Source organism: Microbacterium sp. IEGM 1404, from assembly GCF_030056775.1.
Classification (GTDB): Bacteria; Actinomycetota; Actinomycetes; order Actinomycetales; family Microbacteriaceae; genus Microbacterium.
The window spans coordinates 430,947-451,725 of the sequence record NZ_JASHKP010000001.1 but is presented as its reverse complement, the minus strand read 5'-3'; the positions used below and the strand labels follow the sequence as shown (position 1 = coordinate 451,725).

29 protein-coding genes are annotated in these 20,779 nt (G+C 69.7%); 9 read left to right on the top strand and 20 right to left on the bottom strand.

What is annotated here, in order from left to right; genetic code table 11:
• Positions 1 to 12: 12 nt before the first annotated feature.
• Positions 13 to 1,419, bottom strand: a complete 1,407-nt coding sequence (locus tag QM517_RS02380; protein ID WP_283284917.1) for a flotillin family protein — start codon at positions 1,417 to 1,419, stop codon at positions 13 to 15.
• A gap of 175 nt (positions 1,420 to 1,594) precedes the next feature.
• Here QM517_RS02380 and QM517_RS02375 point away from each other — a divergent pair, with 175 nt between their 5' ends.
• The gene (locus QM517_RS02375; protein WP_283284915.1) at positions 1,595 to 2,002 is read left to right on the top strand and encodes a hypothetical protein; all 408 of its coding nucleotides are present in this window, start codon (positions 1,595 to 1,597) and stop codon (positions 2,000 to 2,002) included.
• Positions 2,003 to 2,055: 53 nt separating this feature from the next.
• On the opposite strand, the gene QM517_RS02370 is transcribed toward QM517_RS02375, so the two are convergent.
• The 4 genes from QM517_RS02370 to QM517_RS02355 all read right to left on the bottom strand — a co-directional run bounded on the left by QM517_RS02370 (position 2,056) and on the right by QM517_RS02355 (position 4,641).
• Complete coding sequence (locus tag QM517_RS02370) at positions 2,056 to 3,024, bottom strand: aldose 1-epimerase family protein (protein WP_283284913.1); 969 nt, start codon at positions 3,022 to 3,024, stop codon at positions 2,056 to 2,058.
• 77 nt (positions 3,025 to 3,101) lie between these two features.
• A complete protein-coding gene (locus tag QM517_RS02365; protein ID WP_077051818.1) occupies positions 3,102 to 3,272 on the bottom strand; it encodes a CsbD family protein in 171 nt (56 codons plus the stop codon).
• A 108-nt stretch (positions 3,273 to 3,380) separates the two neighbouring features.
• The gene (locus QM517_RS02360; protein WP_077051819.1) at positions 3,381 to 4,094 is read right to left on the bottom strand and encodes an anti-sigma factor; all 714 of its coding nucleotides are present in this window, start codon (positions 4,092 to 4,094) and stop codon (positions 3,381 to 3,383) included.
• Entirely contained in the window at positions 4,078 to 4,641 is a 564-nt protein-coding gene (locus QM517_RS02355; RefSeq protein ID WP_278102009.1) for an RNA polymerase sigma factor, read from the bottom strand. The genes QM517_RS02360 and QM517_RS02355 overlap by 17 nt, the downstream gene beginning before the upstream one ends.
• A gap of 171 nt (positions 4,642 to 4,812) precedes the next feature.
• Between QM517_RS02355 and QM517_RS02350 the strand changes: the two genes are divergently transcribed.
• The 3 genes from QM517_RS02350 to QM517_RS02340 are packed head-to-tail and all read left to right on the top strand — an operon-like array spanning position 4,813 to position 7,564.
• The gene (locus QM517_RS02350) at positions 4,813 to 5,523 is read left to right on the top strand and encodes a CHRD domain-containing protein (protein ID WP_077052656.1); all 711 of its coding nucleotides are present in this window, start codon (positions 4,813 to 4,815) and stop codon (positions 5,521 to 5,523) included.
• Positions 5,520 to 6,176: a class F sortase gene (locus tag QM517_RS02345; RefSeq protein WP_283284909.1), complete on the top strand. Its 657-nt coding sequence runs from the start codon at positions 5,520 to 5,522 to the stop codon at positions 6,174 to 6,176. The genes QM517_RS02350 and QM517_RS02345 overlap by 4 nt, the downstream gene beginning before the upstream one ends.
• A 56-nt stretch (positions 6,177 to 6,232) precedes the next feature.
• Entirely contained in the window at positions 6,233 to 7,564 is a 1,332-nt protein-coding gene (locus tag QM517_RS02340; RefSeq protein WP_283284906.1) for a D-alanyl-D-alanine carboxypeptidase family protein, read from the top strand.
• Positions 7,565 to 7,588: 24 nt separating this feature from the next.
• Here the strand turns inward: QM517_RS02340 and QM517_RS02335 are convergent, their stop codons facing one another.
• Together QM517_RS02335 and QM517_RS02330 are read right to left on the bottom strand one after the other, a co-directional pair.
• Positions 7,589 to 8,908 (bottom strand): MFS transporter, encoded by a 1,320-nt coding sequence (locus QM517_RS02335; RefSeq protein ID WP_283284904.1) that lies wholly within the window; start codon positions 8,906 to 8,908, stop codon positions 7,589 to 7,591.
• Between the two features lie 83 nt (positions 8,909 to 8,991).
• Positions 8,992 to 9,273 carry a hypothetical protein gene (locus QM517_RS02330; RefSeq protein WP_283284903.1) on the bottom strand — a complete coding sequence of 94 codons (282 nt, stop codon included), beginning with the start codon at positions 9,271 to 9,273 and terminating at the stop codon, positions 8,992 to 8,994.
• A 106-nt stretch (positions 9,274 to 9,379) separates the two neighbouring features.
• On the opposite strand from QM517_RS02330, the gene QM517_RS02325 reads away from it, so the two are divergent.
• Both QM517_RS02325 and QM517_RS02320 read left to right on the top strand, forming a co-directional pair.
• Positions 9,380 to 9,628, top strand: coding sequence for a type II toxin-antitoxin system Phd/YefM family antitoxin (locus tag QM517_RS02325; protein WP_077051824.1), 249 nt, complete (start codon positions 9,380 to 9,382; stop codon positions 9,626 to 9,628).
• Positions 9,625 to 9,891 carry a Txe/YoeB family addiction module toxin gene (locus QM517_RS02320; protein ID WP_283284901.1) on the top strand — a complete coding sequence of 89 codons (267 nt, stop codon included), beginning with the start codon at positions 9,625 to 9,627 and terminating at the stop codon, positions 9,889 to 9,891. Before QM517_RS02325 ends, QM517_RS02320 begins: the two co-directional genes overlap by 4 nt.
• A 30-nt stretch (positions 9,892 to 9,921) precedes the next feature.
• Here QM517_RS02320 and ychF read toward each other — a convergent pair whose 3' ends face one another.
• Together ychF and QM517_RS02310 are read right to left on the bottom strand one after the other, a co-directional pair.
• The gene (gene ychF / locus QM517_RS02315; protein ID WP_283284899.1) at positions 9,922 to 10,998 is read right to left on the bottom strand and encodes a redox-regulated ATPase YchF; all 1,077 of its coding nucleotides are present in this window, start codon (positions 10,996 to 10,998) and stop codon (positions 9,922 to 9,924) included.
• Between the two features lie 9 nt (positions 10,999 to 11,007).
• Positions 11,008 to 11,238: a DUF3263 domain-containing protein gene (locus QM517_RS02310; protein ID WP_283284898.1), complete on the bottom strand. Its 231-nt coding sequence runs from the start codon at positions 11,236 to 11,238 to the stop codon at positions 11,008 to 11,010.
• An 80-nt stretch (positions 11,239 to 11,318) separates the two neighbouring features.
• Between QM517_RS02310 and QM517_RS02305 the strand changes: the two genes are divergently transcribed.
• Complete coding sequence (locus tag QM517_RS02305) at positions 11,319 to 11,603, top strand: hypothetical protein (RefSeq protein ID WP_283284896.1); 285 nt, start codon at positions 11,319 to 11,321, stop codon at positions 11,601 to 11,603.
• A 61-nt stretch (positions 11,604 to 11,664) separates the two neighbouring features.
• On the opposite strand, the gene QM517_RS02300 is transcribed toward QM517_RS02305, so the two are convergent.
• The 9 genes from QM517_RS02300 to QM517_RS02260 form a co-directional block, all read right to left on the bottom strand.
• Complete coding sequence (locus QM517_RS02300) at positions 11,665 to 11,817, bottom strand: hypothetical protein (protein WP_283284894.1); 153 nt, start codon at positions 11,815 to 11,817, stop codon at positions 11,665 to 11,667.
• A gap of 1 nt (position 11,818) precedes the next feature.
• Positions 11,819 to 12,514 carry a hypothetical protein gene (locus tag QM517_RS02295; RefSeq protein WP_283284893.1) on the bottom strand — a complete coding sequence of 232 codons (696 nt, stop codon included), beginning with the start codon at positions 12,512 to 12,514 and terminating at the stop codon, positions 11,819 to 11,821.
• 3 nt (positions 12,515 to 12,517) lie between these two features.
• Positions 12,518 to 14,092 carry a sialate O-acetylesterase gene (locus QM517_RS02290; protein ID WP_283284892.1) on the bottom strand — a complete coding sequence of 525 codons (1,575 nt, stop codon included), beginning with the start codon at positions 14,090 to 14,092 and terminating at the stop codon, positions 12,518 to 12,520.
• A 5-nt stretch (positions 14,093 to 14,097) separates the two neighbouring features.
• Entirely contained in the window at positions 14,098 to 14,601 is a 504-nt protein-coding gene (locus tag QM517_RS02285; RefSeq protein ID WP_283284890.1) for a hypothetical protein, read from the bottom strand.
• Positions 14,602 to 14,709: 108 nt separating this feature from the next.
• Positions 14,710 to 15,243, bottom strand: a complete 534-nt coding sequence (locus QM517_RS18565) for a holin (protein WP_283284888.1) — start codon at positions 15,241 to 15,243, stop codon at positions 14,710 to 14,712.
• Between the two features lie 46 nt (positions 15,244 to 15,289).
• Entirely contained in the window at positions 15,290 to 15,646 is a 357-nt protein-coding gene (locus QM517_RS02275; protein ID WP_283284886.1) for a hypothetical protein, read from the bottom strand.
• 1 nt (position 15,647) lies between these two features.
• Positions 15,648 to 16,079 (bottom strand): hypothetical protein, encoded by a 432-nt coding sequence (locus QM517_RS02270; RefSeq protein WP_283284883.1) that lies wholly within the window; start codon positions 16,077 to 16,079, stop codon positions 15,648 to 15,650.
• Positions 16,076 to 16,231: a hypothetical protein gene (locus tag QM517_RS02265; protein WP_283284881.1), complete on the bottom strand. Its 156-nt coding sequence runs from the start codon at positions 16,229 to 16,231 to the stop codon at positions 16,076 to 16,078. The genes QM517_RS02270 and QM517_RS02265 overlap by 4 nt, the downstream gene beginning before the upstream one ends.
• Positions 16,228 to 17,841: a peptidoglycan recognition protein family protein gene (locus QM517_RS02260; RefSeq protein WP_283284880.1), complete on the bottom strand. Its 1,614-nt coding sequence runs from the start codon at positions 17,839 to 17,841 to the stop codon at positions 16,228 to 16,230. Before QM517_RS02260 ends, QM517_RS02265 begins: the two co-directional genes overlap by 4 nt.
• A gap of 86 nt (positions 17,842 to 17,927) precedes the next feature.
• Between QM517_RS02260 and QM517_RS02255 the strand changes: the two genes are divergently transcribed.
• Together QM517_RS02255 and QM517_RS02250 are read left to right on the top strand one after the other, a co-directional pair.
• Positions 17,928 to 18,086 carry a hypothetical protein gene (locus QM517_RS02255; protein WP_283284878.1) on the top strand — a complete coding sequence of 53 codons (159 nt, stop codon included), beginning with the start codon at positions 17,928 to 17,930 and terminating at the stop codon, positions 18,084 to 18,086.
• Positions 18,083 to 18,499 carry a DUF732 domain-containing protein gene (locus tag QM517_RS02250; protein ID WP_283284876.1) on the top strand — a complete coding sequence of 139 codons (417 nt, stop codon included), beginning with the start codon at positions 18,083 to 18,085 and terminating at the stop codon, positions 18,497 to 18,499. The genes QM517_RS02255 and QM517_RS02250 overlap by 4 nt, the downstream gene beginning before the upstream one ends.
• On the opposite strand, the gene QM517_RS02245 is transcribed toward QM517_RS02250, so the two are convergent.
• Positions 18,496 to 19,704 carry a M23 family metallopeptidase gene (locus QM517_RS02245; RefSeq protein WP_283284875.1) on the bottom strand — a complete coding sequence of 403 codons (1,209 nt, stop codon included), beginning with the start codon at positions 19,702 to 19,704 and terminating at the stop codon, positions 18,496 to 18,498. The two genes, QM517_RS02250 and QM517_RS02245, sit on opposite strands and share 4 nt — an antisense overlap.
• A complete protein-coding gene (locus tag QM517_RS02240) occupies positions 19,691 to 20,770 on the bottom strand; it encodes a hypothetical protein (RefSeq protein ID WP_283284874.1) in 1,080 nt (359 codons plus the stop codon). The genes QM517_RS02245 and QM517_RS02240 overlap by 14 nt, the downstream gene beginning before the upstream one ends.
• Positions 20,771 to 20,779 lie beyond the last annotated feature (9 nt).

Here is a 20,779-nt window from a genome sequence, read left to right as displayed (position 1 = left end):
GGTCCGTTCCCGTCAGGCGCCGGGCTCGGACGCCGTCGGCGCCGACGTCGCCGCCGCGACCGTCTCCGGCTCGGCGGGGCGCCGCGACGCGTCGGCGAACGCATCGGCCACGGCGCGCCCCTGGATGATCGCCGTCAGGTCGATGCCGGTCGCCGCGCGCACGGCCTCGAACGACGACCGCAGTCCCGCCGCCGACTCCGCCGCGAGGTGACCGCTGGCGCCGTCGCCGCCGAGGACGGTGACGTTGCCGACACGGTCGTACCCCTTGGCGAACTCGGCCATCATCGGCACGAGGGCCTCGAGCGCACGCTGCGCGAGCAGGGCCTCCTGGTTGTGCGAGAGAGCCTCCGCCTCGGCGCGGATCGCCTCGGCGCGCGCCTCACCGGCCAGACGCACGGACTGGGCGTCGGCTTCGGCGCGCACGCGGACGGCGGCGGCTTCCTGCTCGGCGATCTGTGCGCGGGCCTCCGCGGCCTTGATCTGTGCGTAGGCCTCGGCGTCGGCATCCTTCTGCCGCTGGTACAGGTCGGCGTCGGCGACGCGGGCGACCTCGGACTCCAGGCGCGCCTGGGTGTTCTGCGCTTCCTGCTGCAGAACCGCCTGGCGGCGCTCCGCGCGCGTGAGCGCTTCGGCCTGCTCGGCCTCGGCGTTGGCACGGCCGACCTCGGCCTTCGCCGCGGCGCTGTTCTTGTCGAGCGCGGTCTGCTCGATGAGGTTCGCTTCGTCGGTGGCGATCTGCCGCGCGCGGATCTCGCGCACCGCGTTGATGCGCGCGACCTCCGCCTCGCGCTTGACGCGCTCGACCTCGGTGGCGCCGAGCGCCGCGATGTAGCCGTTGCTGTCGGTGACGCCCTGGATCTGGAACGAATCCAGGATCAGGCCCTGAGACGACAGGTCCGCCTTGATGCCCTCGGCGATCTGGTCCGACAGCCGCTGCCGGTCGCGCATGAGCTCCTCGACCGTCAGCGTCGCGACGACGCCGCGGAGCGCGCCCTCGAGCTGCTCCGTCGTGAACTGCTCGATGGCCTTGTCCTGGGATGCGAAGCGCTCCGCGGCACGGCGCACCGATTCGGGGTCGGATCCGATCTTCACGAGAGCCACGCCGCTGACGTTCACGGTGACGCCGTTGGACGACTGCGCCGTCGGCTCCATCTTGATCTGACGGGCGCGCAGCGAGATCATCTCGCCGCGCTGCGTGAGGGGGTTCACGATGGCGCCGCCGCCGGTGATGACGGTGATGCGCGAGGAGTTCCCGTCGGCGGCCTTCTGGCGCTTACCGACGATGACCAGGGCTTCGTCCGCCTTGGCCACGCGGTACCAGCCGCGAATGAGCCCGGCGATGATCAGGATGACGACGATGACGACGACGAGAGCGATGACGACGACGAGACCGATCGCCCCCAGAGCGGCGATTTCCATGCTTCTCCTTCGATGGGCGCCGCCCGAGGCGACGCAGGGGGGAATTCCTTCCAACCTATCGGGGGGCTCTCCGGCGCTGTCCACCCCCTGTGTACGCAACGGACGTCCCCGCGTCCCTCCGAGGGCGCGTACCGTTGAGAGGGAGGCGGCCCGAACCGCCGAAGAAGGGTCCCCCATGAAGATCGTCTCGTCCGCGGATTGGCGGGATGCCATCGCTTTCGATGTCCCCGTCGTCGTCGCCGATGTCGTGCCCGGTGAGCCCACCCGCTGCGTCGGGTGCGGAGCCGACGGTGAGCTGTTCGACCGCACCGAGCTGTGGGCGGTCAAGCACCGCCACCCGAAGCACCACGGCGGGTTCGTCCGGTTCTACTGCGACGCGCACAAGCCGGCGCCGGCGCCCGCGCCGCCCGCCCCGATCGAGCTGAAGAAGGCCCGTGCGTCGGCACCCCGTGCCGAGCGGCGCACCGCGTCCCCGAAGCCCACGCCCGTCACCGATCGCCCCACGCGGGCGATGTGCCCCGACTGCTTCGTCGAGGTCTCGGCCGGCGGTGACTGCGGCATGTGCGGCGCGCAGGTCGTCTGATCCACGCGGAACGACGCCGCCCCGGTCCGATGACCGGGGCGGCGTTCTTCGTCTCAGCGCGCGGAGATCGTCCAGCCGACTTCGTGGCTCTCACCCGGGGCGAGAGCCACGACACCGGTGGCGAAGTCGTAGGCGTCGTCGTTGAAGGCGTCGGGGGCGCACGTCATCGGCTCGACGGCCAGTCCCGCGCGGTGCGCCGGGTGGTCGGGCCCCTCGGGACGGTCGGCGGTGTGGATCTGCACCCACGCGCATCCCGCGTCCCACGTCATCGCGACACCCGTGCCCGACGACGGGTCGGTGAGCGTCACGGTCGCCTGCCCGTCGGCATCCCGGGTCAGGTCGGTGAACGCGTGGTCGATCTCGACCTCGCCGATCTCCCGCGGAGCGCGGAAGTCGAACCGCTCGGCGTCGACGGTGACGGATGCCACGCCCACCGGCGCGAGACGATCGGGGGTGACCTCGAGCACGGTGTCGGCGGGCAGCGCGAACGTCCACGCGTCGAGGGGTGCGGGACCGGCGACCAGGTACGGGTGCGGCCCGGTTCCCCACGGGGCGGGGGTCTCGGACCGGTTGGTGGCGCGGACGGTCTGCGTCAGCCCGTCCGCGCCGAGGCTGTACGTCGTGGTCACCTCGACCCACCACGGGTAGCCGTCCTGCGCGGGGACCGTTGCGGTGAGGGTCACGGAGGCGTCGTCACCGTCGACGACGTCCCAGTCCACCCACCCGAGGAGTCCGTGAAGCGCGTGGCCGCGATTCGGCTCGGTCAACGCGAGCCGGTGCTCTCCACCGCCGAAACGATGCACGCCGTCGACGACGCGGTTCGGCCACGGGGCGAGGGTCGCGCCGCGGAAGTACGGGCGCACCTCGTCGGCGTCGAACGGTACGACGAGGTCGCGCCCCTCGTGGGTCAGGGATCGGAGGGAGGCGCCCACGCTCGCGATCGAGGCTTCATAGCCGTGGGCGCGGAGGACGACGGGGGTTCCGGACACGGCGGTGGTCACGGACGCGGCGACATCGGTCATCCGGCCATTATCCCGATCCCGGAGCCCGGAAACGACGAACGCCCCGACCGGCGTGGTCGGGGCGTTCGGAGGACCGCTTACTTGAAGGCGTCCTTGACGTTCTCGCCGGCCTGCTTGAGGTCAGCCTTCGACTGGTCCGCCTGACCCTCGGCTTCGAGACGCTCGTTGCCGGTGGCCTTGCCGAAGCCTTCTTTCGCCTTGCCGGCGAGGTCCTCTGCGGTGTTCTTGATCTTGTCGTCGAGTCCCATGTCGACTCCCTCCGCTTGGTGGCCGGGTATTTCCCGAATGACGCCACGGTAGGCGCGGTTCCTCGGACGGCCGGGGGGCTTGACCTTCCGGCACGGGTGAGGAAGCGGTCAGACCCGCGGGAGGTCCGCGTGGGCGACCACCACGTCCGGGCCGTCGCGCAGTTCCATCCGCACGGTGTCACCGCGCAGCACCGCGGCATTCATTCGGCAAACGATCGGGACCTCCGAGCCGAGCACCTCTCCCGCGGTGAACGTCTCCCCGTCGGCCGCGACGAACACCAGCTCGTACGTTCGGCCCACGTTCAACCCGCGGGCTTCGAGGTAGGCCTCCGTGCCCCAGGTATGCGCCACCAGCTGTGCGTCGACGTCGACCCCGGCCGTGTCGTCGCTGACCTGGATCTGTTCGAGCGCACCGAGGGTTCCGGGCGGGCCTACCGGGATCGCGGGAGTGAACGCCCCCGCACTGTTCACGCCGACGACGATACCGATCAGGAGGCACGCCGCGGCCACGAGCGGGGTGAGCCACGCTCGCCTGCGACGAGTGCCGACACGCGCGCCGGGCGACGGCGCCGCGCCGACGGCATTCTCCCTCTGGATGGATGCCAGGATCCGGTCTTCCAGCTCCGATGTGTCCCTCGGTGCCACCCAGGTCACATCGCCGTGGCGCAGGCGCTGCGCGACCCCCTGCAAGCTCGAGTACTCCTCCCCACGCCGAGGATCGTTGCGGCGGAGTTCGTCGAACTCGACGGTCTCGGCCGCACTGAGCTCGCCGGCGAGCGCTGCGGCGACGAGTTCGGCCCACCGGTCATCGGGAGTGCGCATCGGAGTCCTCCAGTTCTTCGAGGTGCGTACGGAGCGCGCGGAGCGCGTGGAAAGTGCGGGTGCGCCATGTGGACACCGGGACGCCCGTGGCATCCGAGAGTTCCTGGTACGAGCGCCCGTGAAGGTGAACGGCGACGACGGCCGTGCGATGCGCCTCGCTCAGCACGGACAGCGCTTCCAGCATGCGCAGCCGTTCCAGGGGGTCGATGGCCTCGACGGCCCGGTGCTCGAGTTCGGCGTCATCGCCGAGCAATGGCAGGCGCGCCCGGGCACGCAGCACGTCGACGATGACATTGCGGGCGATCGAGAAGAGCCAGGTCCTCGTCGAGGCCTGACCGGGATCGAACCGGTCGCGCGCCCGCCAGGCCCGGAGGAAGGTCTCCTGCACGCAGTCCTCGGCGAGCGGCCGATCGCGGAGCGCATTCACGGCGTACCCCAGCAGCGAGCCGCCATGCTCCCGGAAGGCGCTGCGGACATCGAATGGAGTCGGATGCCGTCGCGCCATCGGCATGCGGGCTCCCTCGTCTTCCGCGGGTGTCCAGCTCATCGCCCGTCCTCTCCGAGGCTATCGGCAGCGAAGCGCCGTCCCTCGGCAAGAGATACGTCCGCGAGGCGGGAAACGTTCACCACCGACGCTGCGCGACGGATGAACGCGCGGCCGGTCGCCGACGTACACCCCGCAAGCGGCCCACGAGGGTCCCGATCGAAAGGCACGATGATGACGAAGAAGACGTACGCCCGCCCCCTCGCGATCGGTGCCCTCGCGGGTGTGGCGCTCCTCGCGTTCGGCACGCCGGCACACGCCGAGACCGAAGTCGCTGAGCCGGCGGAGTTCACGAGCGCATTCACGGTCATGGCTACCCCCGACCAGGTGATCAACAACGACGGCGTCGCGACCCCCGGCGAGGCCGGCGCGACGGGGACGTTCACGTTCCGCATCAATTCCGAACTCGACATCATCTGCTACGACATCCGGCTCGAGGGCGTGACGGGCGACTACCAGAGCCCCGCCAAGACCGCCACGCACATCCACGAGGCCGCGGTCGGTCAGGCCGGACCGCCGCGCATCGCGTTCCCCAACCCGACCCCCGCCGGCGATGGACCGCGGACCTCGTCCGGTTGCCTCCAGGGCCCCTTCACCACCGGCGTCCAGGCGAACGGTGCCGACACCGGCGACGGGTTCTCGCTCGCGCAGATCGAGGCCAACCCGAGCGGGTTCACGGGCGACTCGCACACCGTCGGCTCGCCGGCCGGTGTCGTTCGCGGTCAGCTCACCGAGATCCCCGTGGGCGGCGTCGACACCGGTGCCGGCGGATCCGTCGAGGCCGGCACGGCTCCGCTCGTCGTCTCGGCGGCTCTCGGCGGTGCGGGTCTTCTGGCAGCCGGGGCTGTCGTCCTGCACCGTCGCCGCGCGGTCTCGACGCGGTGACCTCGCCGTCGCGTGGCGCGCAGCGCGTCGTCTCGACCAGACGACCGCTGCGCGGTGCGCGCGTCCTCGCACTCGCGGCGGTGTGGATCTGCACCGGGTGCGCGGGCGCCGCACCCACCGACGCCGCACCAACCATCGTCACGCCCTCCGACGCCGCGCCGAGGCCGACCCCCGCTTCCGCCGCGGCGAGCGCGGCACCTGCGTCTGTCACGGCCGCCGCCCCGACCCGCGTCCGCATCCCCGTGCTCGGTCTCGATGAGCCGCTCATCGAGCTCGGGCTCGCCGCGGACGGTGCCATGGATGTGCCCGTCGACTACGACGACGTCGGCTGGTTCACCGGCGGCGGGCGTCCGGGCGGGACGGGCCCGACGGTGATCGCGGCGCACGTGGACTCCCCCACCGGCCCCGCGGTCTTCCAGCGACTCGACGAAGTGTCCGTGGGCGACGTCATCGAGGTGTACGACGCCGAGGGGCGCGTGCACGGCTACCGCGTCACAGAGACCGCGGACTATCCGAAGGCCGCGTTTCCCACGGCCCGCGTGTTCGGCGCGACCGCGCGCGACGAGCTCCGGGTCATCACGTGCGGAGGCATCTTCGACCGGGATGCCGGCTCCTATCTCGACAACCACGTGGTGTTCGCCGAACGCCTGTAGGACGGTGTGCTCCGATCTCGTCCCACGAACGGTTAGGGTTCGACGCGGGGGATCACATGGGGCAGACGCAGGATGGCACGGACGAGCTGAATCGGTTCTCCGATCTGATGGACGAGGCACCGGCGGCATCCGGTTCCGGCAGAGCCGGTCGCATTGCGCTCGTGGTGGTGCTGGTGACGATCCTCGCGGTGTTCGGCGGTGCCGGAGGGTACGTGTGGTGGGCGTCCAGCGCCCCGCTCCCGGCGCCGACGCTGGCGACACAATCCCCGGGCGTGACCGCCGGCGAGGCCGCCACCGTGCGCCTGCCGTCATCGGGATCGATGCGCGTGAGCGTGGTGGGCGGAGAGCAGTACCTCGGCGCCGACACCGACGGTGCGTGGGCCACCTCCGGAGGCAATGACCCGCGTCCGATCGCGAGTGTCGCCAAACTCATCACCGCGCTCGTCGTCCTGGACCGGCATCCCCTCGACGGGCCTGACGATCCGGGCCCGACCGTGGCGTTCACGGAGGCGGACACCGACCTCTACGACCAGTTCTACGTGCTCGGCGCGACGATCGCGAAGATGCCCGATCGGACGACACTGTCCCTGCATGACGCGCTGGCAACGATGCTGCTCCCCTCGGCGAGCAACTACGCGGTCGCCCTGGCGCGCTGGGGGTACGGCTCCGAGGGTGCCTACGTGGACGCGGCCCGCGCGTGGCTGGATGCGAACGGCCTCACCTCGACCCGGATCGTGGATGCCACGGGCCTCGACGACCGCAACACGTCGACGCCGAGCGACCTCATCGCCCTCGGCAAGATCGCCGAGTCCAACCCCGCCCTGGCCGCGATCGTGGCGCTCCCCTCGATCTCGCTGCCGACCGGACCGGGCTTCGTGACGAACACGAACGACCTCCTCGGCACCGCGGGGGTGCGGGGTCTCAAGACCGGCAACCTCGGCGAGGGAACGTTCAACCTGTTGTTCAGCTCGCTGCTCGACGTCGGGGTCGAAGCGCCGTTGCAGATCACCGGCGTACGGCTCGGCGGCGCCACGCACGACTCCACCGATGAAGACGTGGCGGCGTTCTTGAAGAGCGTGCAGGCCGGATTCCACGACGTCGCGGTCGCCTTGCCCGGCCAGGATCTCGGGACGATCACGACCGCGTGGGGAGCGGAGGCGCACGTCGTGCTCACGCGCACCGCGGCGATCCGGACCTGGTCGGACACGCCGATCACACCGTCCGTGCAGATCGAGCAGCCGCAGACCTGGGCCGACGGCGAGAAGGTTGGAACGGTCACGTGGACGGCCGGCCCGCACAGCGTCTCGTCGGACCTGCAGGTCGTCGGCGACCTGGAACCGCCCACGCTGTGGTGGCGGCTGATGCACCCGGGGCAGCTCGGGGGCTGATCGGATCGGGCACCGCGGGACAACTCACGCTCGTCCTCCCGATGCATCGAGCGCCGTCGCGACGCCGCCGCGCATCGCGAGCGCGGCGACGAGCGTCACCCCGAGAAGCACGGTCAGGTACACGAGGAATCCGACTCCGCCTGCCGTCGCGTGATAGATCAACGGAGCGGTGCCGCCGAAGAGCGAGTTGGCCACCGCGTAGCCGAGGCCGACCCCGAGGGCGCGGATGTGGGCGGGGAAGACCTCCGCCTTGGAGATGCCGTTGACCGACAGGTAGCAGGTCAGAACGGCGAACGAGAGAACGAGGATGCCGAACACCGCCGGGGGTGTCGTCTCCCGGGCGGCCGTCGATACGAGCAGGCCCGCACCGAGGACGCCGATCGCGCCGAAGGCGATGAGGAGGGGCTTGCGGCCGATCCGGTCGCTCAGCGCCCCGCCGAGTGGTTGCAAGAGCATGAGCACGACGAAGGCCACGAAGACGACGCCCGTGACCGCCAGTTCCGCCGGCGCACCGCCCGCGCCGAAAGCCGTCTCGCGGAAGAGGGAAGGAACCGTGACCGTGGCGGTGTAGAACGCCGCACTCCCTCCGGCGGTGAGGAGCATCACCCACACGAGCGGACGCCAGTACGAGCGGAGCAACTCCCCCATCGTCGAGGGCGCCGTCGGTGTCGCCGCGCGCGCGGTGGATCCCTGATGCCGAAGTCCCCGTGCCCACCAGAGCGATGCCAGGCCCGCGAGGCCACCGACCACGAAGGCGGCCCGCCAACCCCATTCCGACACGGCCGCACGATCACCGACGAGCAGGAGCACCAGGAGCGAGCCCTGCGCGAGCACCAGGCCACCGACGATGGTCGCCCCCTGGAAGGAAGCGAAGAATCCGCGGTGCCCCCGGGTGCCGGACTCCGACAGCAGCACGGTGGCGGCCGCGTACTCTCCCCCGGCGGCGATCCCCTGCACGATGCTCACGACCACGAGGATCACGGCCGCCCATCCCCCGATCGCGCGCTCGGTCGGCGCGACGGCAAGAGCGAGCGATCCGGCCGACATGAGGGCGACGGCGGCCACGAGTGCCGCCATCCTCCCCCGGGTGTCCGCGAGCTTGCCGAACAACCACGAGCCCACCGGTCGCACGACGAACGTCACGGCGAACAGCGCGTACACGTAGATCAGCGAGTCGGGCGACTGCGCGTCGAAGAACTCGGTCCGGAAGTACGGCGCGAAGATCGCGTAGACGTACAGGTTGAACCACTGGGCGAGGTTGGGCACGGATCCGGCGAGGATGGCTCGCGCGCGGCCGCGGCGGTCGAGGTGCGGGTCGGGTGCGACCGCGGGCGTGGAGTGCACGCGCTGACTTTAGCGAACGGCGTGCGTGCCGCGATCGGTATGTCGGCCCCGTGTTCCACCGGGCTTCAGACCACGGCCGTCCGTCAGACGACGGCGCCGCGGAGCCCGTCGATGGGTCGCTCGTCCCACGTCTCGAACGGGTCGTCGCCGACCTCCGCCATGAGCGCCGGTCGCGCGGCCACCGCGGCCTCCTCCGACGCCCATAACGCGATCCCGACCAGACGACCGCTGCCGTCGTCGATGACACCGGTCCATTCGAGACCCACCTGTTCACGGGCGACCCGGCTGTAGCGCTGCATCGAGTCGATGACGGCAGCCCGGTGCTCGGGCTTCGGGGAGTGCACGGACACAACGGCGTAGGTCATGCCCGATGGTGGCACCGGCGAAGGGGGCTGCGCCAGGGGCGAATCGACGGGCGCGGCTCCCGCGCCCACTGGTACCATATCTCGTACCACCTGGCGGGAGATCAACATGGCCATCACCACGAGCGAGGCACGACGTGACCTCTTCGGTCTCATCGAACGCGTCAATCTCGACCACACAGAGATCGAGATCACATCGAAGCGCGGGTCGGCCGTCCTCATGTCGAAGGACGAGTACGACTCCCTCGTCGAGACGAGCTACCTGCTGCGTTCGCCCGAGAACGCCCGCCGGCTGCTGAGCGCCCTCGACAGTGCACGTTCCGGAGATGTCCAAGAGCGCGACCTGATCGAGCCGTGAGCCATCTCTCACTCGCTTGGACTGCCGAGGCGTGGGAGGACTACCTGTATTGGCAGACGCAGGACCGCAAGACGCTTCGACGCATCAACTTACTCATCGCGGATATCCTCCGCGACGACCCGTTCGAGGGGATCGGCAAGCCGGAGCCGCTGAAACACGCTCTTGCCGGCGCATGGTCGCGCCGCATCGACGAGGCCAATCGTCTCGTCTACATCACTGACGACGCCCACGTGACTGTCCTGCAGGCGCGGTACCACTACTGATGCCGATCCGACTCCGGAGTCGACGAACGCTCAGTTGTTGAAGCGGAACTCCACCACGTCGCCGTCCTGCATGACGTAGTCCTTGCCCTCGAGCCGCGCCTTGCCCTTCGCGCGGGCCTCGGCGACCGAGCCGAGCTCGACGAGATCGGCGAACGAGATGACCTCGGCCTTGATGAAGCCCTTCTCGAAGTCGGTGTGGATGACGCCGGCCGCCTGCGGCGCCTTGGCGCCCTTCGGGATCGTCCACGCGCGCGCTTCCTTCGGACCCGCCGTGAGGTAGGTCTGCAGACCGAGCGTGTCGAAGCCGACGCGGGCGAGCTGGTCGAGACCCGACTCGTCCTGACCCGTGGACGCCAGCAGTTCGGCGGCATCCTCGGGGTCGAGGTCGATCAGCTCGGACTCGATCTTGGCATCCAGGAAGACCGCCTTCGCCGGTGCGACGAGCGCCGTAAGCTCGGCCTTGCGGGCCTCGTCGGTGAGGACGGCCTCGTCGACGTTGAAGACGAAGATGAACGGCTTCGCGGTGAGGAGGCCCAGCTCGCGGATCGGCGACAGATCCAGACCGGATGCCGACAGCAGCACGCCCCGCTGGAGCGCATCCTGCGCGGCCTTGGCGGCCTCGAGCACGGAGGGGTCGAGCTTTTTGCCCTTGATCTCCTTCTCGAAGCGCGGGATCGCCTTCTCGAGCGTCTGGAGGTCGGCGAGCTGCAGCTCCGCGTTGATCGTCTCCATGTCGCTCGCGGGGTTCACCTGACCGTCGACGTGGACCACGTCGTCGTCGGCGAATCCGCGGACGACCTGGGCGATGGCATCCGCTTCACGGATGTTCGCGAGGAACTGGTTGCCCAGGCCCTCGCCCTCGCTCGCGCCGCGCACGATCCCGGCGATGTCGACGAACGACACGACGGCGGGGACGAGCCGCTCGCTGCCGAACACGTCCGCGAGCTGCTGCAGGCGCGCATCGGGAAGGTTCACGACCCCGACGTTCGGCTCGATCGTCGCGAACGGATAGTTCGCCGCGAGCACGTCGTTCTTGGTCAGGGCGTTGAAGAGGGTCGACTTTCCGACGTTGGGAAGGCCGACGATGCCGATTGCTAAGTGTGACACCCCGCGAGCCTACCCGGCGCGGCGTTGCGCGGACGACGAGTCTGACGCCCAGCGGCGCCGCAGCCGGTTGACGAGCATCGGCCTCGCTTCCAGTGCCTCGCGGGTCTGGATCGCTCTCCCGAGCAGCTGGAAGTATCGTGCGGGCGGGATCTCGAAGCGAGCTCGGATGGCCTCGTCTTTGCGTCCGGACCAACGGGGCCACGCTTCCTCGAAGTCGAGTAGGTCGATCGTGGTTGGCATGGGTCCAGTCTCGTCAGGGGGTCCGACATTGTCGGCGGCTCGGCGTAGCCTGTCTCGTGGCCGGGGAAGGGGACCGGTCTATGGGTTCGACGAAGGTCAGCGACGAGATGCTCTCGCGCACGCTGGCGTCGGTGTCGCCCGTCACGCTGCCGCAGCAGGCGTACGGTCCGAGTCCGGTCGAGTGGTTCGAGCAACGGCGGCCGGTGTGGGCGTGGGTCTCGTGGCCGAACCGCGCGGCCGAGCGCCTCGAGGCGTGGGCGCTCGGCGCGAACGATCGCGTGGTGATCATCGAGATCCCGTGCAACGGCGGCCACTGGCAGCCGGTCGTCTGGCGCAACGCCGTGACGGTGCGCACGACGCGTTGACAGACGAAAGGCGCCCCCGACGCCGCGCCGGATGGCGGGCGCCGGGGGCGCGGTTCGTTGGTCAGTGCTTCGATCCGTCGAAGACGGTCTTGCCGGTGGCGTCGTTGATCACGCGGCCGCCGATGCCGATGGCGAGCATCTTCGTGCCTTCGTCGTTGGCTTCGAGATCGGCGGCGACGAGGTTGCCCTCGCTGTCCTCAATTCGGTAGGTCATTTCACACCTCCGCCCAGGTTCCGAGGCGCGACACCGCGGCATCGTCGAACAGCGTCAGCGGTGTCGCGGTCGTGCCGGTGGGCATCGTTTGGACGATGCCGACGCGGCTGGCGGTCGTGAACTCGTTGATGGTCTGCGTCGGCATCGAAATGCCGTTGACGCGAGGGGTGACGGATGCCCCCGCGCACAGCACGTCGACGACGTCGCCGTCAGACGCGTAGAACGAGTTCGTGGGCACGTAGAGCTGCACGCCGCTGCCGTCCACGCGCTTGTACAGCGCCCACTTGTTCGCGACGATCGTCATGAACAGGTAGTTGTTCATGTCGAGGAGCCGGAACGCGATGCCGACCGTGGTGTCCTTGACGCCGGAGACCAGGCGCAGCGCTAACCGGAAGTCCGAGATCCCCGCGTTGAAGTAGGTGGCGATGCGGCGCGTTCCGGGGAGCGCCTGGCCGGTGATGCCCATGCGTCCGCCGACGATTGCCCCGCCGGCGGCGTACGACGGCGAGACTCCGTCGGTGCTCAGGTTGAGCCACTGATACTTGCCGACGGGTGTCAGCCCGAGCGCCCCCGCGACCGGCGGGAACGGGGTGTCGCCTCGGTCGAACGGGTCACCCGCGTAGGGGTACTCGGGCGGCGACTTGATGGGGAGCCGGGGGTTGTTGAACAGGGCTCCCCGCTTCACCTGTGCGGGCATTCGTCACACTCCTACTGCGTAGATGGGCATGGTCGGCTCGCTGGTGAGCGAGGCGTTGACGGTCGAGATGCGGACCTGCAGCGCCGCCGCGGGGACGCCGGCGACCGTCTCCTCGCAGCGAGTCGCCGCGACCGTGCGCGGCGCCGTCGTCCAGGCGGCGCCGTCGGTGCTGTACTGCACGACGAAGTCCGTGAAGCGCGTCTCGGGCTGCGACCAGCGCACCCGCAGCTCGGTGCCGATTCGCTGGGCCGACACATCGAGCGGCTTGTGGGGCACCGAGGTGGCGGTCGACGTCGCTGCGCGGCGGAGTCCGTAGTAGACATCGCGCGCGAGTCGTTCCATCGCCGCTCGCCCGTAGTGCACGCGGTCGGTGACGGTCTGCGACCCTCCCCCGTTCGGCACGCCCTCGACGTAGGCGAGGTACTCGTTTCGGACCTGGGCGAGGGCGAGCTGGTCGCGGATGGCGCGAGCGCCCGAGGACGGCGCGACCCACTCGGGAACCATCCCGCCGACGGCGATCGGCACGGTCGGCGAGCCGAGGTGAGCACGGACGCCCGCGAAGATCGCGTCGAGCTTGGCGGCGTACGCAGCCGGGTCAGAGCCGGAGTCGGCTTCGCCCTGGTGCCAGACAATCCAGTAGCGGATCGTGGCCCCAGGGAACTGCGCCCGGATGGCCGCGATCGTCTTCGTGATGGCGGCCAGCCAGATCGAGTACAGGTGCGGGTTCGCGCCGGCGTAGTCGACTGCCCAGTTTCCCTGCGAGGGATCGGCGACCACGCCCGATCCGCCGGCGGCGCCGTTGAGCTCGACGACTCGGTGGCGATCGTCGGTGCGGCTCAGGATCTCGCGCCCGATGACGTTGAGCATCGGGAGCCCGACCATCTGCTGCTGCGATGACAGAGGCACGGTGGCTTCGGCGATCCCGTCGACGGTGGGGTTGAGCGGGAAGGTGCCGCCGCCGTTCTTGTTCCACACCGCCATCCACGCCCGGTAGTGCGGGGTGTCGTAGAGGGCGGAGACCGGCAGAGCGCGGGACTCGCCGTTGGACTGCCCGCCCTGGATGATCAGGTCGACCGTGTCGACTGCTCGCTGGATCGGTGTCGACAGCACGAGGTCGTAGATGTAGAACCGCCCCTGGGCGTCGATCTCCCAGGAGGTCGCGCCGCTCTCATCCATGTAGGCGTAGCCGCCGTCGCGCGTGGGCACGAGGCGGAAGTCCGTCATCGAGATGCGGTTGGTGAAGAGGTCGTAGACCGAGCTGACACCGCTTTCGCCGCCGATCTCTGCGGACACCGCGCCCGACTGGTCGACGAACAGGAACGGCTCGGCGATCGGCTTGATCATCCACGGCGCCTTGGCGCTCACGAGATCCTCGGCCGCGACCCGTTCGCTCACGAGTGCTGTCGCAACGGCGGTCAGGTTGGCGGCGAGGGTGGGATCCGCTTGCAGCGCGTCGGTGATCAGGAGACTCGCGATCGACTGGATCGCTGCGCGCGTCTCGCTGTCGGGGTCGAGCGCGAGCGACGCGGTGACGAGGTCGTTCGCGAATTGGATCTGCGCCTTCGGCTTCCAGGCCATTCAGGTCACTCCCATTCGAAGTAGTTGGGCTCCGCGGGGAGCGCGTTGGTCTTGTACCAACCCGTGTAGGTGGACGGTTTGAGGTGCTGCACGGGGGTGTCCCACCCCGGCGCGCCCTGCGGGATCGCTCGGGCCGGGCCCACCCAGATCTGCGCGGGGTTGGTGGGAGCCGAGACCAGGGCGGAAAACACTCCCCCGCCGGGCGGCACCTTCAGCCGCCAGCCCGGGTGATCCCAGGGCGCGTAGTCCGCGCCGGCCACTTTGCGATCGACGGTGACGTCGTACCAGACGTCCATGCCTGCGATGTTCCAGAGAGCGTCGGTGCCTTCGAGCTGCACGGTCCACGTTCCGCCGGCGCCGAATGTGTCGACCACGATGGGCCGGGAGAAGAAGATCCCGCCCGCGCCCACTGCTGCGCCGTTGGGGCGGAAGACGAGCCGCGGCGAGATGGAGAGGTCGAGGCCTCCGCCGAAGTCGCGCAGCGTGCCGGTGACCGTTTCGAGCGTCATGATGCGGCTCCTCTCAGCCCTCACCGGACGGTGATGGCGCGGGTGATGGGATTCGGTGGCGATGAACGGCGGCGGCTCGTGCGAAGCGAGCCGCCGCCTGGGAGCGCATCAGTCGCCGCGCAGGTATCGGCGCTTCTGCGCCGCGACGGCGTCGGCGACGGTCGCTTCGATCTCGCTGGGCGTGGCGAGCGTGGTGATGTTCACGACCGTGCCCGCCTTGGCCTCGCCGGCGTCCAGCGGGGTCCGCGAAGGATCGGCGGGGAGCGTGGCGAGGATGAGGCGCACGAGCGAGGTCAGCGCGGCGAGAAATGCCGCCTGCAGGACGAACGCCCAGTCGACGTCGGTGATCAGCGTCGCGCCGATGAAGCCCGCGGCGAGGGACTGCGCGAACGTCTTCACGACGCGCTCGAGGGCTGCGAGCCACCAGGGCAGGTGCACTCCCTCGACTTCGGGGAGCCCGGCGAGGCTGGTGACGATGGATGCCAGGAAGCCGAGCGCGGCGGTGAGCAGCACCGTCACCCACGGCACCTCGGTGAGCAGCGATGCGCCGAGGTAGGGCAGCGCGATCGCGAGAGCGGTGTAGGTGGCGCGCACCGCGGCGTCCTTCCACCAGAGCGAGTTGGTCAGATTCGAGAGCTTCACGGGTGTCCTTTCCGGGGGACGAAAAGACCCCGGCGAGGTGCCGGGGTCAGGGCTTGTCGCGGCTGGGCCGCGGGGGGTAGGGGTCGAGGTCGTCGGGGTCAGTGCAGGGAGCGTCGATGAAGCGCCGGCGCGCGAGCGCCAGCGCCTCCTCGAGGATTCGTCCCCACCTCTCCCACCAGGCGACGTCCGCCGTTCGCGCCGCCTTTTCGGCGGCGAGATCCAGCAGCGCCTGGTCGCGTTCCGCGCGGGCCTTCTCGCGCTCGGCGATTGCCTTGTCGACCTCGGCTCGCCGCCGTTCGAGATGCCCGGCGCGGGCGTCCCTGATCCAGTCGAGCGACTTCGTCAGGACGCCGCCGACGACCGAGGAGGTGAGCAGCAGCGTGATGACCTGTGCGGTTTCCATCTCACCTCCGGGGCTCGAAGGTGTACTTCCTGATGAGCAACCAGCGAACGAAGAACAGACCAGCGCCGAGAGCGATCCAGCCCATCTGCGTGAGCCGGGAGCCTGACTGCGCGATGTGCAGCGAGAGCACGACGACGAAGTAGATCGCCGCGCCCGTCCAGATCATGACGATCGAGATGCGTTCCGCGAACCACCAGCCGGGGAAGACGGTGAGCAGCCCTCCGAAGGCGCCCATGATGACGAACGCCGCCCACACCGCGGTGAGCGGTCCGCCCAGAGCCCCTTCGATGGACTGAGGCGGCCGCAGCAGCGTCGCGAAACCCGTCAGCAGAGCGATCCCGTAGAACACGAAGTACGTCAGCTTGAGATGACGCGGCTCGGTTACCGACTCCCACAGCAGCCGGACTCGCCGAGCGCCGCGCGACCGGATCACGTCGGACCTCCATAGATCATGACCGCGGCGATCGCGCCGAGCACGATGCCGACTGCCACCCCGGCCCGGCGGGCCACCCGGGCGACGTCGCGGTGTGCGACGTGCTGGGCGGCCCGCCGGGCGACGAGCTGCTCGAAGGTGGGCGTCTTCACGAACGCGCCCCGAGCAGACCCTTGAGCCAGTCGAACGCCTCCTGCAGCTTCGACCGCGGAACCTCGATCACCCCGTCGTCCTCGGGCGTCGGCGGTGCCGGCTTCGAAAAGCCGCGGGCGAGCTCGACGATCCGGTCGAGATTCATCGACGGTCCGGGGCAGGCGGTGGCCTGCCCGGGCACCTCGCGGTGGCCGATGACGTGCTCGCGGTCGATGGGGAATCCGTACCGGTCCGCCGCCCACGCGACGAGCTTGGCGATCGCCTCATGGCTCGCCTCCGAGATACCCCATGCCGGGTCGCCCGAGGTGTTCTGCGTCTCGACGGTGACCGCGCGAAGGTCGAACTGGCCGGTCGTCCACGGGCGGAACCCGTCGGGCGGCACGATCTCTTCCACGCGGCCGTCAGCGCCCACGAGCCACGACGGCGACACCGACCGGTCGTTCGCGTTCATGAAGCGCTCCCGCAGCGACTCCGGCGCTGCCGTGGTGGCGGCGTGGTGCACGACGAAGCGGTCGACCTTCGTCCCGTTGCGCGGCGACGAGTTCGGTGAGTGGCCCCACCAGGACGCGCCGGGGTAGGTGGCGGCCGCGGGCTGCGGGTACGTCACCGGCGCGGCGGGCGCCTGCACCTCGGTGCGCGTGAAGGGTCGACGGGCGTTCAGGTGCTCCTGCAGCGCGCGGATAGTGATGGGGCCGAGCTGGCCGTCCTGCTCGACGCCCACGAGCGCCTGCAGGTGCCGGGTAGTGTCCGGCCCGATCGCGCCGTCGACGGTCGCCCCGATCGCGGTCTGCAGCGCGCGGATGGTGATGGGGCCGAGCTGGCCGTCGTCGCCGACTCCGAGTGCACGCTGCAGCGCGAGCGTGGTCCGCGGTCCCCACTCTCCGTCGACGGTGAGCGGGAGCACCTCGGCGGGGGCGGCGGGAGCTGCGGGCGGAGCGCCCTGGAACTTCCGGCCTGCGTTGAGGAACTCCTGGAGCGCGCGGATCGTCTGCGGCCCGATGTCGCCGTCAGCGTTGACCCCGAGGGCGCGCTGGAGAGCCGACGCGGTGACCGGGCCGATCTCGCCGTCGTCGGGCACGCCCAGCGCGCGCTGGAGAGCGCCGATGGTCTGCGGGCCCATCTCGCCGTCGTCGGCTACGCCGAGGGACTGCTGCAGCGCGCGGGTCGTGCGCGCGCCCCACTGCCCGTCGGTGTCCAGCGGCAGCAGGGGGCTGTCTGCGAAGTCGATGGGCACGCCGAGGATGGTCTCGGTCCAGCCGAGGTAGGGGCGTCCGATCTGCGCCTGGCGCTCGTCGATCGTGCACGAACCGACCTGGCCCCATCCGGGGTAGTCGGTGGCTGCCACGCGGCCGCCGCCGAGGCTGATCACGACGTCGCCGGCGGACGATCCCGCGCGGGGCCCGAACCACACCGGCACACCGGCCGGGGGGTTGCGGTCTCCCTCGTGCTTGCCGGGGCTGGCGAACCATCCGGCGTAGGCGGTGGGCCACGAGCCGTTCACGCGGGCTCCGTGCGCCTTGTACGCCTGCCAGACGTAGTGCAGGCACATGCCCGCATCGATGTTGCGGAACGAGAGCAGCGTCTGAGCAGCTGCGCGACCGTTCACCATGATGGCCTTCCTTTCGCGAGGACGATCCCCGCTTGTCGGGTGTTACTCGGTTGCGGCGTATTACGTTTCGTATTACGCTCGGGGGCATGGGAAGAGAACCGCGACCAGTTCGGTCGATCCGTGTCGGTGCGGTGTGGGATGCTGCAAAGGCCGTCGCCGAGGAGAAGGGCGACAACTTCGCCGAGGACGTCGTGACTCCGGCGCTCGAGCGCTACGTAGCGCGGAACAGGAAGACCCAGAAATGAAGCGCACAGCCCTCGCCGTCGCCGCGGCCGCCGCCCTGCTCCTGCTCGCTGGTTGCACCAGCGGAACGCAGGAGACCGTCGACGTCGCCAGCGTCGCCCCCGTCGAGGAGACCGCCACAGAAGAAGCCGCGCCCGCGGCGCCCGTCGAGGTGTCATCCCTCCCGACGGATTCGGCTGCGGCTGCGACTGCGGACGAAGCTGGTCAGTTCCTCATCAAGCTCCAGCTCGCTATGGCTAGTGACGGCGTCTCGATGACGACGGATCAGGTCCGGTCAGCTGCCGACTACGCGTGCGACCAGATCGCCGCCGGTGCCGACGCCGAGTCGATCGTTGCTCTCACCGGCGACGTGAATCCGCAGACCAACGTCGACTTCGTCTCGCTCGCGGATCAGGGATACTGCCCCATCCGCTAGCTGTAATCGGCCATGAAGATGACCGGATCGACGGGGTTTCCGTCGACGTGAATCTCCCAGTGCAGGTGAACGCCCTGACTGCGACCCGTCTCTCCAACGGGCCCGAGCGGCTGGCGCTTCTGCACGGTATCCCCGGCCGAGATGACGGGCGGCGTCGCCATGTGCGCGTAGAGCGTTTCCACGACGCGACCGTTGATCGTGCCGTGGTTGATGATGACGTGATAGCCGTAGCCATTGGTGGGAGTGTCCTCCGCTACTCCACCGGCGAAGGTCACGACACCCGCTGCGGCAGCGGGGATCATCTCGCCGTCGACGCCCGGACCGGCCTGGTCGATTCCGTTGTGGGTGGGGCGCTCGGGGGGTCGGAACCCGGAGGTGATGGTGGTCTCGGGGAACGGGTATTCAAACTGCCCGCCGCCCGGTCCTCCGAACGCGGGGTTGATTCTCCGTAGACGCCCTGTCGTGACGTCGAGCGCAAGCCAATGCGCACCCTCGATGGATTCCGAGGTGGGCACCGCGCCCGGCGACATGCGGATTCCTTCGCCGTCGATCTCGATGACGTCACCGCCGTGCTGGATCTTCGCGTAGTCGTCGCTGATCTGCACGACACTGTTGCCCTTGAACACCTGGATGGTGTCGGCATCGGTGAAGACCTCGGCGCCGTTCTCGAAGGTGACCGCGCCCCCAGACTTCTGCGGGTCCACGGTCAGCTTGCCTGCGATGATCTTCCCTGTCGCCCCGTCGATGGTGACTTTCGCGGCGCCGGTTCCGACCGTCACGATGCCGGTCGCGCCGTCGACGACGACTTGCGCTGTGCCCGTCCCGGCGGTGATCTTGCCGCCTTCGATCTTGACGTTGCCGTTCGTGAACGATCCGGTGCCGCCGTCGAGAATGATCCCATTGGGGCCGGCGCCGATCATGATGCGGCCGCCGCCGACGGGGCTGATGAGCACTCCCCCGACCTTGATGACGCCGCCGTCGAGCACCTCCCAGTTGCCCGCAATCGAGCCGGGTCCGGTCCAGTCGAAGGTGCCGACGCCTTCGAGGCGGGCGCCGGAGTCGAGGCGCAGTAGGCCGCGGATGAAGCGGAACCGGCCGTCGGTGACGGACGCGTTTTCGAGCATCGCGCCGCCTTCGAGGCGGTCGAGCCGGAAGATGATCCGCCCGATCCAGGCGGCGGCATCGGTGAGGTCACGCAGCAGCACTCTGCACCTCCGTCTGGATCTGTCGGCCGTTGGTTCCCGATGCCTTGATGACCCTGATCGGGTGCACGCCGTCGGGGATGACGGGATCCCCGACGGAGTTGACCTGCCAGAGGCGTCCGGGGGCGGCGAGCTCGGGCGGGTATCCGTCGCCGATCGTGTAGGAACCGATCGACCATTGGGTGACGGGGTCGACGTTACGCAGGTAGTACTGCTCGGTGGCCTGGCCGAGGGCGTCTCCGGTCAGGTCGGGGAAGGACTCTTTGATGTCGCGGATCGGGATGCGGATGATCCCGCCTCGCCACGCCGTCTCCTGGTCTTCGCCTGATCCGTTTCCGACGCCGAGCAGGCCGGTGATCTGCTTCTTGCCGTCGACTCGGTATCGGACGCCCGCAATCGGGGTCTCGTCGGCGTCGAGGTGGAGCAGCGTCGAGCCAATGGTGATGGGGCCGCCAACGCGGGTCTGGAAGCGGATGCCGCCGTCGGCGGTGGCGTAGGGCCGGAGATAGGTTTCGACCCCGGCGCGGTCCTCGATCTGCTTGATGATGTCGGAGATGCGGTGCTTCTTCCAGAAGGGCCAGCTGCCGTCGATCTCACCCGGCGCGTCGGCGGGAAGGTCGATCGGGTATTGCCATTCCCAGCCCCACTGCATCATTCGGGCGAGGGCCGCGGCGATCGCCCCGGAGGGCGTGCGGCGGGTGACGGTGAGGGTGGAGTACTTGTCGGCGCCGACGCCGTCGACCATCCGCCAGTCGGCCTCGCCGAGCAGGTCGGCGGCTTCGACGGTGACGGTCCCGGCGTCCTTGTCGTAGTCCCAGTCCTCGATCAGGTGGGCGTAGAGGGGCGAGCCGCCCCACCACCGCGCGATGATCCGCGCCTTGGGGCGGAAGAGGTTTGCGACGTCGCCGTGGGGCCAGGGGTTCTCGGCATCGTTCACGACGATGGTCTCGGTGCTCACGCCGTCGCCGGCGAGGCTCGTCGACCACTTCGAGTCGACCGACGTGACGCTGCGCACGGGGGCGCCGGTGTAGGCATCGTGTACCTTCAGCGACCATTCGTCCTCGGCCATGATCACTCC

Bases quoted from the DNA above. Each gene is read 5' to 3' on its own strand.
- QM517_RS02380 (WP_283284917.1), bottom strand. From the start codon at position 1,419: ATGGAAATCGCCGCTCTGGGGGCGATCGGTCTCGTCGTCGTCATCGCT.
- QM517_RS02240 (WP_283284874.1), bottom strand. From the start codon at position 20,770: ATGGCCGAGGACGAATGGTCGCTGAAGGTACACGATGCCTACACCGGC.
- QM517_RS02290 (WP_283284892.1), bottom strand. From the start codon at position 14,092: ATGGCCTGGAAGCCGAAGGCGCAGATCCAATTCGCGAACGACCTCGTC.
- QM517_RS02285 (WP_283284890.1), bottom strand. From the start codon at position 14,601: ATGACGCTCGAAACGGTCACCGGCACGCTGCGCGACTTCGGCGGAGGC.
- QM517_RS02305 (WP_283284896.1), top strand. From the start codon at position 11,319: ATGGGTTCGACGAAGGTCAGCGACGAGATGCTCTCGCGCACGCTGGCG.
- QM517_RS02365 (WP_077051818.1), bottom strand. From the start codon at position 3,272: ATGGGACTCGACGACAAGATCAAGAACACCGCAGAGGACCTCGCCGGC.
- QM517_RS02340 (WP_283284906.1), top strand. From the start codon at position 6,233: ATGGGGCAGACGCAGGATGGCACGGACGAGCTGAATCGGTTCTCCGAT.
- QM517_RS02360 (WP_077051819.1), bottom strand. From the start codon at position 4,094: ATGCGCACTCCCGATGACCGGTGGGCCGAACTCGTCGCCGCAGCGCTC.
- QM517_RS02275 (WP_283284886.1), bottom strand. From the start codon at position 15,646: ATGGAAACCGCACAGGTCATCACGCTGCTGCTCACCTCCTCGGTCGTC.
- QM517_RS02330 (WP_283284903.1), bottom strand. From the start codon at position 9,273: ATGACCTACGCCGTTGTGTCCGTGCACTCCCCGAAGCCCGAGCACCGG.
- QM517_RS02375 (WP_283284915.1), top strand. From the start codon at position 1,595: ATGAAGATCGTCTCGTCCGCGGATTGGCGGGATGCCATCGCTTTCGAT.
- QM517_RS02325 (WP_077051824.1), top strand. From the start codon at position 9,380: ATGGCCATCACCACGAGCGAGGCACGACGTGACCTCTTCGGTCTCATC.
- QM517_RS02295 (WP_283284893.1), bottom strand. From the start codon at position 12,514: ATGCCCGCACAGGTGAAGCGGGGAGCCCTGTTCAACAACCCCCGGCTC.
- QM517_RS02355 (WP_278102009.1), bottom strand. From the start codon at position 4,641: ATGAGCTGGACACCCGCGGAAGACGAGGGAGCCCGCATGCCGATGGCG.
- QM517_RS02350 (WP_077052656.1), top strand. From the start codon at position 4,813: ATGACGAAGAAGACGTACGCCCGCCCCCTCGCGATCGGTGCCCTCGCG.
- QM517_RS02255 (WP_283284878.1), top strand. From the start codon at position 17,928: ATGGGAAGAGAACCGCGACCAGTTCGGTCGATCCGTGTCGGTGCGGTG.
- QM517_RS02300 (WP_283284894.1), bottom strand. From the start codon at position 11,817: ATGACCTACCGAATTGAGGACAGCGAGGGCAACCTCGTCGCCGCCGAT.
- QM517_RS02260 (WP_283284880.1), bottom strand. From the start codon at position 17,841: ATGGTGAACGGTCGCGCAGCTGCTCAGACGCTGCTCTCGTTCCGCAAC.
- QM517_RS02310 (WP_283284898.1), bottom strand. From the start codon at position 11,238: ATGCCAACCACGATCGACCTACTCGACTTCGAGGAAGCGTGGCCCCGT.
- QM517_RS02370 (WP_283284913.1), bottom strand. From the start codon at position 3,024: ATGACCGATGTCGCCGCGTCCGTGACCACCGCCGTGTCCGGAACCCCC.
- QM517_RS02250 (WP_283284876.1), top strand. From the start codon at position 18,083: ATGAAGCGCACAGCCCTCGCCGTCGCCGCGGCCGCCGCCCTGCTCCTG.